Source organism: Streptosporangium sp. CA-135522, assembly GCF_050949235.1.
GTDB lineage: Bacteria > Actinomycetota > Actinomycetes > Streptosporangiales > Streptosporangiaceae > Streptosporangium.
In genome coordinates, this window is sequence record NZ_CP192026.1 from 5776070 (window position 1) to 5791726 (window position 15657).

Below are 15657 nucleotides of genomic sequence, written 5' to 3' on the forward strand. Positions count from 1 at the left end.
CGGCCCGGGCGGGGACACGGCGCCCGCCCGCGCGGCCTCGTTGCGGCGTCTCCCGCCTCCGATGGACAATTCGCAGGTGAGCAGACGTGTGCGCTCCGTGATCAGAGTCGAGGGCGTCGTGCAGGGGGTCGGGTTCCGCCCCTTCGTGTACGGCCTCGCCACGAGGCTGGGCCTCGCCGGGCTGGTCGGAAACGACGAGCGCGGCGTGTTCATCGAGATCGAGGGGGCGCCCGCGCTGGTCGAGGAGTTCACCGCGACGCTCGGCGCGGACGCCCCGCCGCTGGCGGTGGTCGAGCGGATCAGTTCGCGCCCGGTTCCCGCCACGGGCGAGACGGGGTTCGCCATCGCGCGCAGCGCCACGGGCGGGCGGCGGCGGACGCTCATCTCGCCGGACATGGCCACCTGCGCGGACTGCCTGCGCGAGATGGACGACCCGGCCGATCGCCGCCACGGCTACGCCTTTATCAACTGCACCAACTGCGGGCCCCGGTTCACGATCGTCAAGGAGGTGCCCTACGACAGACCGAACACCACGATGGCGGTCTTCACCATGTGTGAGGACTGCGCGCGGGAATACCACGATCCGGCCGACCGGCGCTTCCACGCCCAGCCGGTGTGCTGTCCGGCCTGCGGGCCGCGGCTGCGGCTGCTCGACCGCGGCGGCGGGCAGGTCGCCGGGGATCCCCTGGCGGAGACCGCGCGGCTGCTGCGGGAGGGGAAGGTGGTGGCGGTCAAGGGACTCGGCGGGTACCACCTGGCCGCGGTCGCCGCCTGCGAGCCGGCGGTGGCGGCGCTGCGTTCCCGCAAGCACCGCGAGGACAAGCCCTTCGCGGTCATGGTGTCCGATCTGGCCGGGGCGCGGCGGCTGTGCGAGGTCGACGAGGCCGCCGAGCGGCTGCTCACCGACCGGTCCCGCCCGATCGTGCTGCTGCGGCGCCACCCGCGGGCGCGGGTGGCGCCGTCGGTGGCGCCGGGCAGCCGGTGGCTCGGTGTGATGCTCGCCTACACCCCGCTGCATCACCTGCTGCTGCGGCGGCTGGGCGTGCCGGCCGTGCTGACCAGTGGCAACGTCTCCGACGAACCGATCGCCTACCTCGACGACGACGCCGTGACGCGGCTGGGCGGCATCGCCGACGCCTTCCTCACCCATGAGCGGCCGATCCACATGCGCACCGACGACTCGGTCGTCCGCGTCTTCCGCGGCGGCGATCTGCCGATCCGGCGATCCCGGGGTCATGTCCCGCATCCGCTCCCGCTCGCCTGGGACTTCCCCCGCCCCGTCCTCGCCTGCGGCGCCGAATTGAAGCACACCTTCTGCGTCGCCAGGGGCCGGCACGCGTTCGTGTCCCACCACATCGGCGACCTGGAGAACTACGAGACGTACCGGTCCTTCACCGAGGGTGTCGGCCACTTCCGGCGGCTGTTCGACATCACTCCCGAGGTCGTCGCCCACGATCTGCATCCGGAATACCTGTCCACCAAGTACGCGCTCGCGCAGGAGGGGGTCGATCTGGTCGCGGTACAGCACCACCACGCGCACATCGCCTCGTGCCTGGCCGACAACGGGGCGGCGGGGCCGGTGATCGGGGTGGCCTTCGACGGGCTCGGGTACGGCCCGGACGCGACGCTGTGGGGCGGCGAGTTCCTGCTCGCCGATCTGGCCGGGTTCGAGCGGGCCGGTCACCTGGCCACGGTGCCGATGCCGGGAGGCGCGGCGGCGATCAGGCAGCCGTGGCGCATGGCAGCGGCCTATCTCGACCTCGCCTACGACGGCGACGTCCCCGGCGACCTGGACGTGGTGCGGCGCAACGCGGCGGCCTGGGAGAACGTCACCGCGCTCGGCCGCCGCGGTGTGAACGCGCCCCGCACCTCGAGCATGGGCCGGCTGTTCGACGCGGTGGCGACGATCGCCGGCGTCCGCGACGAGATCAACTACGAGGGGCAGGCGGCGGTCGAGTGGGAGCAGCTCGCCGATCCGCGGGAGGCGGGCGCGTACGGCTGCCGCCTGTCGGGCGAGGCGCCGTTCACCGTGCCCGGCGCCGACCTGGTCCGGGCGGCGGCCGACGATCTGCGGGCGGGCACGGAGCCGGCGACGGTCTCCGCACGCTTCCACAACGCGATCGCCCGCGTCGTCGCCGAGGGCTGCGCCCGCCTCCGGGAGACGAGCGGCCTGTCCACGGTGGCGTTGTCGGGCGGGGTGTTCCAGAACGTCCTGCTGCTGGAGCGGGCCACCGCCCTGCTGGAGGAGCGCGGCTTCCACGTGCTGCTGCACAGGCGCGTGCCGCCGAACGACGGCGGGATCAGCCTGGGCCAGGCCGCCGTGGCCGGCGCCCGGGACCGGCGGGGCTGACCACCGGCCCCGGCCGCCGGAAGGCGACGGATCGCACCCGGAAGGCGACGGGTCGGCGGACCGGCCATGGGCACCGGCCGGCTCAGCAGCTCAGCAGATCCGTGGCAGCGGGTCGCCGACCAGCATGTCGACGATGCGGGTGCCGCCGAAGGCGGTCTTCAGCAGGACCAACCCGGGTGGGTCGTCCTTGACGTGGCCGATGAGCGCGGCCCCCTCGCCGAGGGGATGCGCGTGCAGCGCGGCGAGCGCGGTGCCCGCCGCCGAGCCGTCCACGACCACGATCATGCGCCCCTCGCACGCGACGTAGAGCGGGTCGATGCCGAGCAGCTCGCACGCGCCCCGCACGCCGGGCCGTACCGGGATCGCGTCCTCCTCGACCACGACGGCGACGCCGGAGGCGCGCGCGACCTCGTTCAGGATCGTCGCGACCCCGCCGCGGGTGGCGTCGCGCAGGCAGCGCACCGTGTCCGGGCAGGCGTCGAGGAGCGCGCAGACCAGCCCGTTCAGCGGCGCGGTGTCCGACACCAGGTCGGCTTCGATGTCCAGCTCGCCCCGGGCGAGCATGATCGTGACGCCGTGCTCGCCGACCGGGCCGGACACGATGACGGCGTCGCCGGGCCGGGCGCCGGCCGCGCCGAGGCTGATCGGCCGCTCCAGCAGCCCGACGCCGGCGGTGTTGACGTAGCAGCCGTCGGCCCTGCCGCGCTGCACCACCTTGGTGTCGCCGGTGACGATCTGCACGCCCGCCGCCCGCGCCGCCTCGGTCATCGACGCGGTGACGCGCCTGAGATCCTCGACGGGGAAGCCCTCCTCGAGGATGAAGCCGGCCGAGAGGTAGAGCGGCCGGGAGCCGCACACCGCCAGGTCGTTGACGGTCCCGTTGACCGCCAGGTCCCCGATGTCCCCGCCGGGGAAGAACAGCGGGGAGACCACGTAGGAGTCGGTGGTGAAGACGAGCCTGCTGGAGCCGACGCCGAGCACGGCGCCGTCCTCCAGCGGTTCGAGCAGCGGGTTGCGGAAGGCCTCCAGGAAGACGGCCTCGACCAGGGCCTGCGTCGCCTTGCCGCCGGCGCCGTGGGCCATGGTGATGTGCTCTTCCTTCACCCTGGCCTTGCGGCGGCGGGCCCGGTCGATCCGCTCCAGCACCTGCTCCTCGCGGGTTGGGTGCTCGGTTTCGGTGGCGTGTTCCCGTAAAGCGGCCTCGGCCCACCCGGCGGTCCTCTCGGCCCTGTCGACACCGGCCCCCTCGCCCCTCTCGATACCGGTCCCTTCGACCCCTCCGACCCCGCTCACCGCGTCGCCTGCCTGACCCGCTCCCGAGAGAAACGACCGAAGTTGTAATACGCCGCGCACGCCCCCTCCGAAGAGACCATGCACGTGCCGATCGGCGTCTCCGGCGTACAGGCGGTCCCGAACACCTTGCACTCCCACGGCTTGAGCACTCCCTTGAGCACCTCCCCGCACTGACACGCCTTCGGATCGGCCACCCGCCCCCCGGGAACAGCGAAGGCCTGCTCGGCGTCGAAGCCGGCGTAGGCCTCCCGCAACCGCAACGCCGAATGCGAGATGAAGCCCAGCCCCCGCCACTCGAAATACGGCCGCAACGCCATCACCTCGTTGATCACCCCCAGCGCCGTCGGGTTCCCCGCCCACGGCACCACCCGCGCATACTGGTTTTCCACCTCCGCCCGCCCCTGGGCCAGCTGCACCAACAGCATGTAGATCGACTGCAGGATGTCCAGCGGCTCGAACCCGGCCACCACCAACGGCTTGCCGTACTCGGCGGCGATGAAGCCATAGGGCCGGCAGCCGATCACCGTCGAGACATGCCCCGGACCGATGAAGCCGTCCAGCCGCAGGTCCGGCGAGTCCAAGATCGCCTTGATCGCCGGGATGATCGTCACGTGGTTGCAGAACACCGAGAAGTTGCCGATCCCCTCGGCCGCCGCGCGCCGCAACGTCATCGCGGTCGACGGCGCGGTGGTCTCGAACCCGATCGCCATGAACACCACCGGCCGGTCCGGATTACTGCGGGCGATCTTCAGCGCGTCCAGCGGCGAGTAGACCATGCGGATGTCGGCCCCTCGCGCCTTGGCCTCCAGAAACGAGCCGCGCCCGCCGGGCACCCGCATCATGTCCCCGAACGACGTCATGATCACATCGGGCTGTTCGGCGATGTGGATGGCGTCGTCGACACGGCCCATCGGGATGACGCACACCGGGCAGCCCGGACCGTGCACCAGCGTGATGGCCTCGGGCAGGTAGTCCTCCAGCCCGTGTTTGTAGATGGTGTGCGTATGGCCGCCGCACACCTCCATGAACTTGTAGGCGCGGCCCGGCTCGCACAGCTCGGCGATCTTCGCGGCCAGCGCCCGCGCCTTGTCCGCGTCGCGGTACTCATCGACGAAACGCATTCCGTCTCACCCCCGGTCGATCATGGACTCGCGAAGCGCCGCGATCTCGTCGTCATAGGCCTGGCCGATCCCCTCCAGGAAGTCCAGAGCGGCCCTGGCCTCCGCCTCGTCGATCTTCGACAGAGCGAACCCGACATGGATGAGAATCCAGTCACCGGGCTGGAGCCGTTCGTTCTCGAGCAGGCCGACGTTGATCGCGCGGCGCACCCCACTGACATCGACCTTCGCGAGGTCAGGATGGTCCGGCAGGATCTCCACGATCTCGCCGGGAATTCCCAGGCACATGAGTTCCCCCTTGGCTTCCTTCCGCCATACGGATGGATTCGAGGACCAGCCCGTCCCCGCCCTGCAGATCGATGTCGGTGCTCCCGCAACCCCCGCACACGGCCAGCGCGTCGGAGGTCTCCTCGCGCCTTCCGCAGGAGCGGCAGATGAGTTGTGCGGGCACGACGACCAGGTCGACCGTGGCTCCGTCGGCGACCGTTCCCGGCGAGACCAGGGCGAACGCCTGGTCGAGCGCGGGACCGGTGATGCGCAACAGCGCTCCGGCCCGCACCCGGACGCGTTTCACCCGCCGTCCCTCCGCCCGACGCTCGACCGCGTCGAGAACCGCCTCGGCGATCCCGAACTCGTGCACGGCGCACCACCGCCTTCCGTGAAGATCTGGAAAGTCGTCATCGATCCGCCGATCACATGTCTCTGATCTTCTTGTAACGGATGATGTCCGGCAGGGACTGCACGATCACGGCCACCGTCCCGACGACGACCGCCGCGATCAGCAGGCGTCTCATCACGGCTCACTCCTCTCCGCGCCCGCGGCGGAAGACGCCGCGAGCTGTTCTTCGACCAGTTCGCGGACCAGCTCGGCGGCCCGGGGGACGGCGGACGCGACCGGTTCGCTGAGTTCCATGCCCGGCGAGGTGTCGGCGGGCTGGCAGCCGACGAGCAGGATCCGGCCGGTCCGGACCCCCAGCGCGCCGATCAGGGCGAGGACGGCGTCCGGGGTCATGCCGTGGGCGTCGGCGAGCGCGCTCCCCACGAGGGGGTCGCTCACCCGGCGATCCTCGTCGAGCCGCGGTTCGACGACCCGCAACGTCCCGGGCTCGTCGTCACCGGGGACGGCGTCGACGAGGATGAGGCTGTCGTAACCGGCCAGCAGTTCGTAGGCCAGGTGGATGCCGCGGATACCGAAGTCGGCGACCACGGCCCCCTCGGGCAGGCCCGCGGCGCTCAGCCGCCGGGCGACCTCCACTCCGAAGCCGTCGTCGCCGAAGAACACGTTGCCGACGCCCGCGACCAGGATCGCCGGTTTCATCGGTCGCTCACCGTTCCCCTCCCGCCTCGTTCGCCGGTCGTCTCCCCCGCCCTGCCCGCCGCCTCTCTCCCATCAAGCGACTCCCCCTCCTTGCCCGCCGTCTCTCCCCCGTCGAGCGGCTCGACCTCGTCGGGCGAGAAGTAGAGGAAGCGACCCTGCTCACGCTGGAGATCGGCGCCGGGATCGTCCTCCAGCGTGACGGCCAGATGCCGGACGCCGTCCACGTCGAGCAGCACGGCCTCGACGATGGCGATCCGCCCCGCCAGGAACATGTCGTGGGCGTCGGCGCGCCGTCCGTGCGCCGGGGATCGGCCAGGGGAGCCGGGAAGGGCGGTGCGGCCGGGCAGCAGCCGCACCCTGCTGCCCCTGGCGACGGTCACCCCGGCGACGGCGACGCCGTCGGACGCCGGGGAGACCGAGGCGTCGGCGCCGGGATCCCACCAGGGCGTGACGTCCTCCCGCCGCCCCGTTTCCGGCCCCGTTTCCGGCCCTGCTTCCGGCCCTGCTTCCTGATCAGCTTCCTGGTCTGCGGCCTGCGCCGTACCGGCAGAGCGCAGGTAGCGGACGGCGCCGTGCAACCGTTCCAGCAGCTCGGGTGGCATGTCCCCGGTCCGTTCGATGATCTCGGCGGCGCGCGGATCGGTCGCTCTGGCCTCCCGCTTCTCCTCCTCGGTCAGGGTGAGCGTTCTGAGACTGAGCAGCTCGTCGATCTCGGTGGCGTCGAAGAGGTCCCCCGGGCTCTCCGGCGCGATGGAGGGGTGGTCGTACAGGATGATCGGAGCCGACAGCAGAACGTCGCGCTGTCCTTCCTCGCCGACGAGCACCGGCCAGGTGTGCAGGTTGCGGCAGGACTTCACCGCCGCGTCCGCCCATTCGGGCGGGTCGAGCAGGGACAGGAACGCCCCATGCGTGGTCGCGAGCAACGTGTGGGCCGCGATCAGGGACCGGCGCAGCGCGTCGTCGCGTGATGCGCCGGGGCCCGGGAGCCATCCGGCGGTGTTCTCCACCCGCACGCGCAGCTTCACCAGATCGTACGGCCCGGCGAGCCGGTCGGCCCGGACGCGCATCATCGCCTCGATCGGCCGGTGCTCGCGGACGACGCGGCCGACCGGCTCCCCCGAGGACGCCTCCAGCGGTTCGACCGTGCGCGTCGCGGAGAACCCGACGTCGAAGGACCGCTCCCCCTCCAGCAGGGCCGCCAGCGGGAGCACGGCCTCGCGCTCTCTTTCGACGGCCTCGTCGAAGGTCAGGTGGGTCTCGCCGTCGACCTCCAGCGCGGGAACCCGCCGGTAGGCGCCGCCGGCGACGTGTTCGACGGATCTGGCCACGATCTGCAGGAACCGCAGCCGGATGTGGAGTGTCGTGTCGCCCGCCGCTTCGAGCAGGCATTCGGTCTGGCAGGCCGCCGGCTCCGCGGTCGCCGTGTAGCCGGGCGGCACGAGCACCCCGAACTGCCAGCGCACCCGGTTCTTGGCCGCCGAGGCGCGGTAGGGGTAGAGCAGGTAGCCCTCGTACAGCACGGCGTCGGCCACCTTGCGCGCGGCGTCCATCGGGGTGTTCACCGGGCCGCCTCCCCCGCCTGGGCCAGCAGCGCCTCCACGGCGTCCTCCCACGTCGCCAGGGCCCGGGCGGACTTGAAGCGGTGCAGGGCGCGCAGCGTGTCGCGGCTCAGCCGCAGCCACCCCTCACCGGGGAAGTAACGGTCCATCAGCTCCCGCCAGACGGCCACCGGCAGCCGATGACGCGCCTCGCGGTCCCACGGCACCTGCTGGACCGTGAATCCGGCCGCCGTCCTGGTGAAGACGGTGCCGCTGAAGAGCAGGAGCAGCGGGATCTCGCCCTCGTCGAGCGCCGCGAAATACTTGCCCGCCGCCACTTCCAGGTCGTAGGTGACCGGCACCGGCAGGTCGAGCTCCGTCGCCCCGGTGAAGCCGGGGACCATGATCGAGACATTGGCGAACTGCACGGGTTTGAGAGTGTTCCCCCAGCGGGAGGACTCGCCGAACAGGTCGCCGAGCAGGACGGCCTCCTCCGGCGTGTAACGGCGCCGCTGCGGCTCGATGCGGATCTGGCAGCGCAGCACGACGGCCTGTACGGCACCGCCGCCCGGCTCGGTGAGGCGCAGCCGGAACTGTAGCGTCGGGGAGGCCGCGAAGGGATCGGCGCAGGCGCCGAGGCAGGCGAAATCGAGCTCACCCATGGTCGCCGTCCACGATGCGGCTGCGTTCGCGCAGGTCGGCGAAGAAGGCGTCGATGGCCTGCCAGACCTCCCGGCCGCCGTCGAAGCCCTTCCAGCGCAGCCGGACCAGGCCGACGAGCTCGTAGCAGGCGGCGATCGGCACCAGATGGCAGACGAAGCCGTCCTCACGGCGGTCGACGAGCAGCGCCTCGACGTCCGGCAGAACGTCGGCCAGCGCGGGATTGGCCGCCATGACCCGCTCCCAGGTCTCCAGCGGCAGCTCGGACTCGGTGGCCCCGCCCGGGCTCGGGTAGAAGGCGACCGTACGGCCGAGCGCGGAGTTGCGGAAGAAGAACGCCATCCGCACCGGAATCTGCAGCTCCTCCCACTCGGCCGGCGACAGGGCGAGGGAAGGCGCGTACAAGTAACGGTCCGGCACCGCCAGGAACCTGCCCATCGCCGCGCCCTCGACCGTGAACAGCAGATAGCAGTTGCGGCAGGCGCAGGTCAGCGCGCGCGTCTCGACGTTGACCACGTGGTCGTGCTCGGCGCCGATCGGCTCGGCGCACATCTCACAACGCTCCTCGACGGCTTGGAGCGGAGCGGGCCGGGGCTCGCGGAACCGCCGCAGGCCCGTGCTCATCTGATCACCGTCCCCTCGGGAACCGGGCACGGTCCGGGAGGGGGCCGCGTCTCGATCTGCAGCAGCGGGGTGTCCGGGTCGGCCATGCCCTCCACCTCCACGCGGGCGACTTCGGGAGCCGCCCGAAGCACCGCCCGCTCGATCGCCAGCTTCACCGTGACCTGTGAGGAGGGACATCCATGGCAGGAGCCGCGCAGGCGCAGCCGTACCACGCCGGTGTCCTCGACTCCCACCAGTTCCACGTCTCCGGCGTGGGTGCCGAGGTAGGGACGGACGCCGTCGAGTGCCTCGCGCACGCGCTCCTCGGTGCCCAGCGGGTGCAGATCGTGCACGACGAGCAGGCCCGAGACGAGATCGTCGGCGACCAGGCCGCGCAGCACCGACGCCGCCTCCGCCTCGGTGACGATCTCCATGACCCGCTCCAGGCCCGCGCCGTACAGCTCGACCAGCACCCGCACCAGCTCCTCGGCCTTGGCCCGGGTCGCCGGATCGCTGAGCGCGGCCAACTCGGCGAGCAGCACCTCCACCCGGTCGCCGGCCGCCCTGACGTCGGTGCTCGCTGGCATACGCCCCCGCTCCCGTCAGACGCCGAACGCGTGCGGGGTGTGCAGTTTGCGCAACTCCGCGCCACCGCCCAGATACATGTGCACCCCACACGGCAGGCACGGATCGAAACTCCGCACCGCCCGCATGATGTCGATCCCCTTGAACGACTCCGGCGGATTCTCCTCGAAGATCGGCGTGTTCTGCACCGCGTCCTCGTACGGACCCGGTGTCCCGTACGAGTCCCGCACGCTGGCGTTCCACGGCGTCGGCGGATACGGATGGTAATTGGCGATCTTCCCGTCCCGGATCACCATGTGATGCGACAGCACCCCCCGCACCGCCTCGGTGAACCCGCAGCTGATCGCCTCCTCCGGCACCGTGAACGGCGTCCAGGTCTGGGTGTGTCCCGCCCGCACCTCCGCCAGCGCCTGCTCCACGAAATACACCGCGCACGCCGCGGCGTAAGCCTGGAAATACGTGCGCGCCCGGTTACGCTCCAGCGCGTTCGACAACGGCTGCCCGTCATGCATCGGAATCGTCCACTCGAACATGGTCTCCGGCTTGGTCGCGCTCTTGGGCAGATGAATCTGCACGCTGTGCCCGGTCGACCTGACGTAGCCGATGTCGACCAGCCCCGACAGCGCCGTCGACCACAGCCGGGCGATCGGCCCACCCCCGGTGTCCAGCGCCAGCATGTCGGCGCCGTCGAACCAGCGCGGCGACATCACCCAGCTGTACTTGTCGGTGAAGTCCCGCTTTTGCGGATGCGGAATGGTGTGCTGGTTCCACGGATGCCGCATGTCCACCGGATTCCCCAGCGGATCATGCGTGACGAACGGCTCCTGCCCCTCCCAGTCGTCGTAGTAGGAACTGCCCAGCAGGATCCGGATGCCCAGGTTGATGTCGACCAGGTCGTTGGTCAGCAGCCGGCCGTCGACGATCACGCCGGGGGTGACGAACATCTGCTTGCCCCAGCCGCCCATGTTGGCGTAGGTGAAGTCGCAGTGCGCCGGGTCCTGGAAGCTGCCCCAGCAGCCCAGCAGCACCCGGCGCCGGCCCACCTCCTCATAGCCCGGCAGCGCGGTGTAGAAGAAGTCGAACAGGTCGTCATGCATCGGCACGACCCGCTTCATGAACTCCACGTACCGCATCAACCGCGCCAGGTAGTCGGTGAACAGCTGCACCGACGCCACCGTGCCCACCCCACCCGGATACAGCGTGGACGGATGCACGTGCCGGCCCTCCATCAGGCAGAACATCTCCCGCGTCAACCGGCTCATCTGCAGAGCCTCGCGGTAGAAGTCGCCCTCCAGCGGGTTGAGCGAGCGCATGATGTCGGCGATCGTGGCCCGGCCGTGCTCGGCCGCGTGCGGCGCCTCGGTGCGCTCGGCCAGCGCCAGCACCCCCGGGTTGGTCTCGCGCACCATCTTCTCGCAGTAGTCCACCCCGACCAGGTTCTCCTGGTAGATGTTGTGATCGAACATGTACTCGGCTGCCTCGCCCAGGTTGAGGATCCACTCCCCCAACGCCGGCGGCCGCACCCCGTAGGCCATGTTCTGCGCGTACACCGAGCAGGTCGCGTGGTTGTCGCCGCAGATCCCGCAGATGCGGCTGGTGATGAAATGCGCGTCCCGCGGGTCCTTGCCCTTCATGAAGATGCTGTAGCCCCGGAAGATCGACGAGGTGCTGTAGCACTCCGCGACCTGCCGGTTGGCGAAGTCGATCTTGCAGTAGATGCCCAGGCTCCCCACGATCCGCGTGATCGGATCCCAGGACATCTCCATCAGGTCGTCGCCGGTGCTCTGTCGTGGTGTCGTCGTCATGTCAGCCTCACCGATCCGGTTGCCGGGTCATCACCAGGGCGCCTTGTAGCCGGTGAGCAACGCGCGGCCCTTGGCCCGCCACTTCGGCTCCTTGTCGACCGTCTTGAGCGTGATGTGGCGTAGCGTGCGCACCATCCCGCCGTAGGCGCCGCTGACGGTCGAGGAGATCCGCGCTCCCGGCGGCTCGTCCATGAACGGCATGAACTTGTCGGGGAAGCCCGGCATCGTGCACGCGATGCAGATCCCGCCCACGTTCGGGCAGCCCCCCACCCCGTTCAGCCATCCCCGTTTGGGCACGTTGCACTTGACCACCGGCCCCCAGCAGCCGATCTTCACCAGGCACTTGGGCGAGCCGTACTCGGTCGCGAACTGTCCCTGCTCGTAATACCCCGCCCGGTCGCACCCCTCGTGCACCGTCTGGCCGAACAGCCAGGTCGGCCGCAGCGCCTCGTCCAGCGGGATCATCGGCGCCTGCCCTGCCACCTGGTACAGCAGGTACAGAATCGTCTCCGACAGGTTGTCCGGCTGAATCGGACAACCCGGCACGTTCACGATCGGCAGCCCCGCCTTCGACCGCCAGTCCCAGCCCAGGTAGTCGGCCACCCCCATCGCCCCGGTCGGATTGCCCGCCATCGCGTGAATCCCGCCGTAGGTGGCGCATGTGCCCGCCGCCAGCACCGCCGTCGCCTTGGGCGCCAGCCGGTCCAGCCACGCGCTGGTCGTCATCGGCTGCCCGGTCGCCGGATCATTGCCGAACCCGCACCAGTACCCCTCCTGCTTGATCGACTCATTCGGAATCGACCCCTCCACCACCAGCACGAACGGCTCCAGCTCGCCCCGCTCGGCCTTGAAGAACCACTCGATGAACACATCCGCGCCCTGCATCGGCCCGGACTCGAAATCGATCAGCGGCCAGTGCACCGCCACCTTCGGCAACCCCGGCAGCGCCCCCAGCACGATCTCCTCGATGCTCGGCTGCGTCGCCGCGGTCAGCGCGACCGAGTCCCCGTCACAGCTCAACCCCGCGTTGATCCACAGAATGTGAACCACCGGCTCGTCCTGTGCTTGCGGTGTGGTCTCTTTGGAGTCGGTCGGTGCTGTCATGCCGTCTCACCACCTTCGCGGGCTTCGATCCACCCGGTCGTCCGGGCGCGTGGTTCAGTTGGGGCGCGACGGGGGCTCCCGGGTCGCGCCGCGCCGTACGAGCGCGTGCTGGGTGAGCTCCCACAGCGCGTGGTAGACGCTGGTCTGGGCTTCCTGGATCCGGTGCACCGACGACGACGGCACCACGAACAGGTGGTCGATGGTGCCCAGTTCGGCCATCTGGCCGCCGTCGTAACCGGCCAGTCCGACCGTGATCATTCCTCGCCGGTCCGCCTCCTCGAAGGCGGCGATGAGGTTGCGCGAATTGCCGCTCGTCGACAGGCCGAACGCGATGTCCCCCGCGCGGCCGGACGCGGCGAGCTGGCGGGCGAACACCACCTCGAACCCGATGTCGTTCGACAGCGCCGTCACCACCGCGATGTCCGCGGTGAGGGAGAACGCCGGCAGCGGCCGGGCCTCGTCTCCCGGATTCAGGAACAGGGTGGCCACGTCCTGCGCGTCGGTGGAGCTGCCGCCGTTGCCGAAGGCGAACAGCCGGGCTCCCCCGGCGAAGGCCTCCGCCATGGCCTCGGCACAGGCCGCCATCCGGTCACCGTCCCGATCGAGCACGGTCTGCCGCAGGGCGACGATCTCCTCCGCCTTCTCGACCGTGGATTCGCGCACCGCCGCCAGGACGGCCTCCAGGTCCGTCGATCCGGCGTAGAGGAACGGATACAGCGACTCCACCGAGGCGTCCGGTGTGCTCATCTGTTCACCCCCTTGACCACCGCGATGGCCTCCTTGGCGTGCACCAGGACGGTGTCACCCACCTGGGCGTCCACCAGGGCGACACTCACCTCCTCCGCACCCCGTCCGGTGTCGACCACGGCGAGACCGGCCTCCAGCAACCGCACCACCGTCACCGGCATCGCTTCGTCGGAGCAGGTGACACACGCGTCGCCGTGGCATTGATCGGCGGGCGGGACCTCGCCCGCACCGAGCGGCTCCCGGGCGTTCATGCGATCACCTGCGGGTCGAGCACTCCGGGCTGCTCGAAGAACACGTGCACCAGCTCCCACAGGATGTGATAGGTGGTGACGTGCACTTCCTTGACGACGCGGGGGTCGCCGGAACGGGCGATCAGCACGTGGTCGACCGAGGCACTCCGCGCGATCTCGCCGCCGTCCCCGCCGACGAGCGCCAGCGTCAGCAGGCCGAGGTCTTTGGCGGTCTGCAGGGCGCGCAGCACGTTCGGGCAGTCGCCGTACGGCGAGATGCCCAGCGCGATGTCGTCCCGGACGGCCAAGAGGCGGAGCTGGTGGGCGAAGATCTCGTCGAACCCGGAGCTTCCGGTGATGCCGGTGATCGTCGCGACGTCGTTGGTCAGCGAGAACGAGGGCAGTGCGCGCTTGCCCACGATCACCGGGTGGACGAACTCCACCGCGATGTGCTGGGCGTCGGTGGCGGCTTCTCCGTTGCCGAAGACGATGAGCCGGCCACCGCCGTGGAATCGCGTCGCCATGGCGTGACAGGCCCGCGCCACCTGCTCGGCCTCCCCCGCCAGGCCGCGAGCAGGCTCAACACGACGTGCGAAGACTTCCTGAGCGGAGACCAAGGCCGTCTGGCCCATCGCGGACCACTTCCTCATGTTGAGCCTCATCTGTCTCTCGACCGTACGACTGGACGGCCTGCTCGATAGAAAACAAAGCTCGGAAGTTTCGTAAAAAATCACCATCTTCCATCAGCGGCGTCGCCGGTCGGCCCGGTGACCACCGCCGGTCGGCCGGCGCCGTACGGGCACCGGAGGTCTCGTCGTGGGCGGCTTCCCGGCCCGGAAGGACGTCGGGAAAGGGTTTTCGGAATCACGGCTCACATCTCACCGGGCCCGGACGTTTACCACGTGTGAGACGACATCCCCTTCGGGACGGCCCCGTCCATGGTCCGCCCGCCGGCGGGCGGACCATGGACGGGGCCACCGCCACCGGACACCGGCCGTGCGCGGTGCGCCCGCCCGACGCGGACATCCCCTGGAAGACCGGCAGAAAGCACATGACATGACGATCGCCCGAAGGGTCATCCGATCACCTTCACCGCTGGTCCGCCCGAGTGACACCGCGAGGGCGGCCGCCTCGGAGCAGCCCGTCCGGCACACCCCCGCCGAGGTGTCGGCGCTGGTGGACCTGCTGACCGCGGCCCGGCCCAGGATCGAGACCGTCACCGTCGGCCATGGCCGTGACGCCGCCTCCCGGGCCGCGGCGCAGGCGTTCGCCCGAAGCTGGGAGAACAGGGGCGCGACCGTGCTGGCGGTCGTCGACTGGCCCGAGGAGGCCGCGTCCTGGCTGCGCCCGGCGCGGCGGTTCGCCGCCGGCGACCCCGACGCGTGGGTGGTCGCCGGCGGCCCGCTCGGGTGGGCGCAGATGAGCCGCCGGTTGCGGCACAGCACCGGCTGGGACCCGCGGCGCACCTACGGCTTCGCGGGCCTGGGCGATGTGCGGGTGGTGGAGCTGGCCGGGCCTGCCACGATGGAGGACATGAGCGGGGTCGCGGCGGACGGCGGCACCTGGCGGGTCGGCCGCGGCCTGATCATCTACTACCCGCCCCTCGGCAGCCCGGACCCCGGCGAGGACCTCCCATGAGCGCGCTGTTCCCCCGCCCCCGGCTGCAGGTCGCGCCCGGCGCGGTCCACGTTCCCGGCTGGCTGTCCCCGGATCGGCAGCGAGAGCTCGTCCAGGCGTGCCGGGCCTGGGCGGCCGGTCCGGTTGCGATGCGCGCGGCGCGGTTGCCCGGCGGACAGGTGATGTCCGTGCGGACGGTATGCCTGGGCTGGCACTGGCAGCCCTACCGCTACAGCCGCACCGCCGACGACGCCGGCGGCGGCCGGGTCGCCGACCTCCCCGGATGGATGGTGCGGATGGGCCGCGCGGCCCTGGCCGACGCCTACGCCGACCCCGCCGCCGGGGACGACTACACCCCCGACGCGGCACTGATCAACTTCTACGACGCCACGGCTCGGATGGGCATGCACCAGGACAAGGACGAGAGGTCCGACGCCCCGGTCGTCTCGATCAGCATCGGCGACAGCTGCCTGTTCCGCTTCGGCAACACCGCCGGCCGCGGCCGGCCCTACACCGACATCGAGCTGGCCTCGGGTGACCTGTTCGTCTTCGGCGGCCCCTCCCGGTTCGCCTATCACGGCGTGCCCAAGGTGTATCCGGGCACCGCCGACCCCGCCCTCGGGCTGACCGGCGGGCGGCTGAACATCACCATGCGGGTCACCGGGATGACCTGACCCGGGCCGGCGGAG

The 15657-nt window shown here is 70.9% G+C and carries 18 protein-coding genes; 3 read left to right on the forward strand and 15 right to left on the reverse strand.

Going from position 1 to position 15657, the window contains the following annotated elements:
* The first annotated feature begins 76 nt into the window (after positions 1-76).
* Positions 77-2350, forward strand: coding sequence for a carbamoyltransferase HypF (gene hypF / locus ACQPYK_RS27480; RefSeq protein ID WP_433236670.1), 2274 nt, complete (start codon positions 77-79; stop codon positions 2348-2350).
* 90 nt (positions 2351-2440) lie between these two features.
* Here hypF and hypE read toward each other — a convergent pair whose 3' ends face one another.
* The 15 genes from hypE to ACQPYK_RS27555 are packed head-to-tail and all read right to left on the reverse strand — an operon-like array spanning position 2441 to position 14001.
* Positions 2441-3643: a hydrogenase expression/formation protein HypE gene (gene hypE / locus ACQPYK_RS27485; RefSeq protein ID WP_433236672.1), complete on the reverse strand. Its 1203-nt coding sequence runs from the start codon at positions 3641-3643 to the stop codon at positions 2441-2443.
* On the reverse strand, positions 3640-4764 hold the full coding sequence (hypD, locus tag ACQPYK_RS27490) for a hydrogenase formation protein HypD (protein WP_433236675.1): 1125 nt from the start codon (positions 4762-4764) through the stop codon (positions 3640-3642). The genes hypE and hypD overlap by 4 nt, the downstream gene beginning before the upstream one ends.
* A gap of 6 nt (positions 4765-4770) precedes the next feature.
* A complete protein-coding gene (locus ACQPYK_RS27495) occupies positions 4771-5049 on the reverse strand; it encodes a HypC/HybG/HupF family hydrogenase formation chaperone (RefSeq protein WP_433236678.1) in 279 nt (92 codons plus the stop codon).
* The gene (locus tag ACQPYK_RS27500) at positions 4997-5401 is read right to left on the reverse strand and encodes a hydrogenase maturation nickel metallochaperone HypA (protein WP_433236680.1); all 405 of its coding nucleotides are present in this window, start codon (positions 5399-5401) and stop codon (positions 4997-4999) included. Before ACQPYK_RS27500 ends, ACQPYK_RS27495 begins: the two co-directional genes overlap by 53 nt.
* Before the next feature lie 52 nt (positions 5402-5453).
* A complete protein-coding gene (locus ACQPYK_RS27505) occupies positions 5454-5555 on the reverse strand; it encodes a DUF6893 family small protein (protein WP_433236683.1) in 102 nt (33 codons plus the stop codon).
* The gene (locus ACQPYK_RS27510; RefSeq protein WP_433236686.1) at positions 5555-6079 is read right to left on the reverse strand and encodes a hydrogenase maturation protease; all 525 of its coding nucleotides are present in this window, start codon (positions 6077-6079) and stop codon (positions 5555-5557) included. The genes ACQPYK_RS27505 and ACQPYK_RS27510 overlap by 1 nt, the downstream gene beginning before the upstream one ends.
* Positions 6076-7641 (reverse strand): hypothetical protein, encoded by a 1566-nt coding sequence (locus tag ACQPYK_RS27515; protein WP_433236689.1) that lies wholly within the window; start codon positions 7639-7641, stop codon positions 6076-6078. The genes ACQPYK_RS27510 and ACQPYK_RS27515 overlap by 4 nt, the downstream gene beginning before the upstream one ends.
* On the reverse strand, positions 7638-8279 hold the full coding sequence (locus ACQPYK_RS27520; protein WP_433236692.1) for a DUF6084 family protein: 642 nt from the start codon (positions 8277-8279) through the stop codon (positions 7638-7640). The genes ACQPYK_RS27515 and ACQPYK_RS27520 overlap by 4 nt, the downstream gene beginning before the upstream one ends.
* A complete protein-coding gene (locus ACQPYK_RS27525) occupies positions 8272-8901 on the reverse strand; it encodes a DUF5947 family protein (RefSeq protein ID WP_433236695.1) in 630 nt (209 codons plus the stop codon). The genes ACQPYK_RS27520 and ACQPYK_RS27525 overlap by 8 nt, the downstream gene beginning before the upstream one ends.
* Complete coding sequence (locus tag ACQPYK_RS27530) at positions 8898-9467, reverse strand: NifU family protein (protein ID WP_433236698.1); 570 nt, start codon at positions 9465-9467, stop codon at positions 8898-8900. The genes ACQPYK_RS27525 and ACQPYK_RS27530 overlap by 4 nt, the downstream gene beginning before the upstream one ends.
* Positions 9468-9482: 15 nt before the next feature.
* On the reverse strand, positions 9483-11270 hold the full coding sequence (locus ACQPYK_RS27535; protein ID WP_433236701.1) for a nickel-dependent hydrogenase large subunit: 1788 nt from the start codon (positions 11268-11270) through the stop codon (positions 9483-9485).
* A 30-nt stretch (positions 11271-11300) separates the two neighbouring features.
* Positions 11301-12374 (reverse strand): hydrogenase expression protein HypE, encoded by a 1074-nt coding sequence (locus tag ACQPYK_RS27540; RefSeq protein ID WP_433236704.1) that lies wholly within the window; start codon positions 12372-12374, stop codon positions 11301-11303.
* A gap of 54 nt (positions 12375-12428) precedes the next feature.
* Positions 12429-13121, reverse strand: coding sequence for a D-sedoheptulose-7-phosphate isomerase (locus tag ACQPYK_RS27545; RefSeq protein ID WP_433236707.1), 693 nt, complete (start codon positions 13119-13121; stop codon positions 12429-12431).
* Positions 13118-13372, reverse strand: a complete 255-nt coding sequence (locus tag ACQPYK_RS27550) for a HypC/HybG/HupF family hydrogenase formation chaperone (RefSeq protein WP_433236710.1) — start codon at positions 13370-13372, stop codon at positions 13118-13120. Before ACQPYK_RS27550 ends, ACQPYK_RS27545 begins: the two co-directional genes overlap by 4 nt.
* Complete coding sequence (locus ACQPYK_RS27555; RefSeq protein ID WP_433236713.1) at positions 13369-14001, reverse strand: D-sedoheptulose-7-phosphate isomerase; 633 nt, start codon at positions 13999-14001, stop codon at positions 13369-13371. Before ACQPYK_RS27555 ends, ACQPYK_RS27550 begins: the two co-directional genes overlap by 4 nt.
* 406 nt (positions 14002-14407) lie before the next feature.
* Here ACQPYK_RS27555 and ACQPYK_RS27560 point away from each other — a divergent pair, with 406 nt between their 5' ends.
* Both ACQPYK_RS27560 and ACQPYK_RS27565 read left to right on the forward strand, forming a co-directional pair.
* Complete coding sequence (locus ACQPYK_RS27560) at positions 14408-14989, forward strand: hypothetical protein (protein WP_433236716.1); 582 nt, start codon at positions 14408-14410, stop codon at positions 14987-14989.
* Complete coding sequence (locus ACQPYK_RS27565; protein WP_433236719.1) at positions 14986-15642, forward strand: alpha-ketoglutarate-dependent dioxygenase AlkB family protein; 657 nt, start codon at positions 14986-14988, stop codon at positions 15640-15642. Before ACQPYK_RS27560 ends, ACQPYK_RS27565 begins: the two co-directional genes overlap by 4 nt.
* The last annotated feature ends 15 nt before the right edge of the window (positions 15643-15657 follow it).

Coding starts and splice junctions, on each gene's coding strand:
- hypD (WP_433236675.1), bottom strand. CDS start 4,764: ATGCGTTTCGTCGATGAGTACCGCGACGCGGACAAGGCGCGGGCGCTG.
- ACQPYK_RS27495 (WP_433236678.1), bottom strand. CDS start 5,049: ATGTGCCTGGGAATTCCCGGCGAGATCGTGGAGATCCTGCCGGACCAT.
- ACQPYK_RS27505 (WP_433236683.1), bottom strand. CDS start 5,555: ATGAGACGCCTGCTGATCGCGGCGGTCGTCGTCGGGACGGTGGCCGTG.
- ACQPYK_RS27510 (WP_433236686.1), bottom strand. CDS start 6,079: ATGAAACCGGCGATCCTGGTCGCGGGCGTCGGCAACGTGTTCTTCGGC.
- ACQPYK_RS27520 (WP_433236692.1), bottom strand. CDS start 8,279: ATGGGTGAGCTCGATTTCGCCTGCCTCGGCGCCTGCGCCGATCCCTTC.
- ACQPYK_RS27525 (WP_433236695.1), bottom strand. CDS start 8,901: ATGAGCACGGGCCTGCGGCGGTTCCGCGAGCCCCGGCCCGCTCCGCTC.
- ACQPYK_RS27530 (WP_433236698.1), bottom strand. CDS start 9,467: ATGCCAGCGAGCACCGACGTCAGGGCGGCCGGCGACCGGGTGGAGGTG.
- ACQPYK_RS27535 (WP_433236701.1), bottom strand. CDS start 11,270: ATGACGACGACACCACGACAGAGCACCGGCGACGACCTGATGGAGATG.
- ACQPYK_RS27540 (WP_433236704.1), bottom strand. CDS start 12,374: ATGACAGCACCGACCGACTCCAAAGAGACCACACCGCAAGCACAGGAC.
- ACQPYK_RS27545 (WP_433236707.1), bottom strand. CDS start 13,121: ATGAGCACACCGGACGCCTCGGTGGAGTCGCTGTATCCGTTCCTCTAC.
- ACQPYK_RS27550 (WP_433236710.1), bottom strand. CDS start 13,372: ATGAACGCCCGGGAGCCGCTCGGTGCGGGCGAGGTCCCGCCCGCCGAT.
- ACQPYK_RS27555 (WP_433236713.1), bottom strand. CDS start 14,001: ATGAGGAAGTGGTCCGCGATGGGCCAGACGGCCTTGGTCTCCGCTCAG.
- ACQPYK_RS27560 (WP_433236716.1), top strand. CDS start 14,408: ATGACGATCGCCCGAAGGGTCATCCGATCACCTTCACCGCTGGTCCGC.
- ACQPYK_RS27565 (WP_433236719.1), top strand. CDS start 14,986: ATGAGCGCGCTGTTCCCCCGCCCCCGGCTGCAGGTCGCGCCCGGCGCG.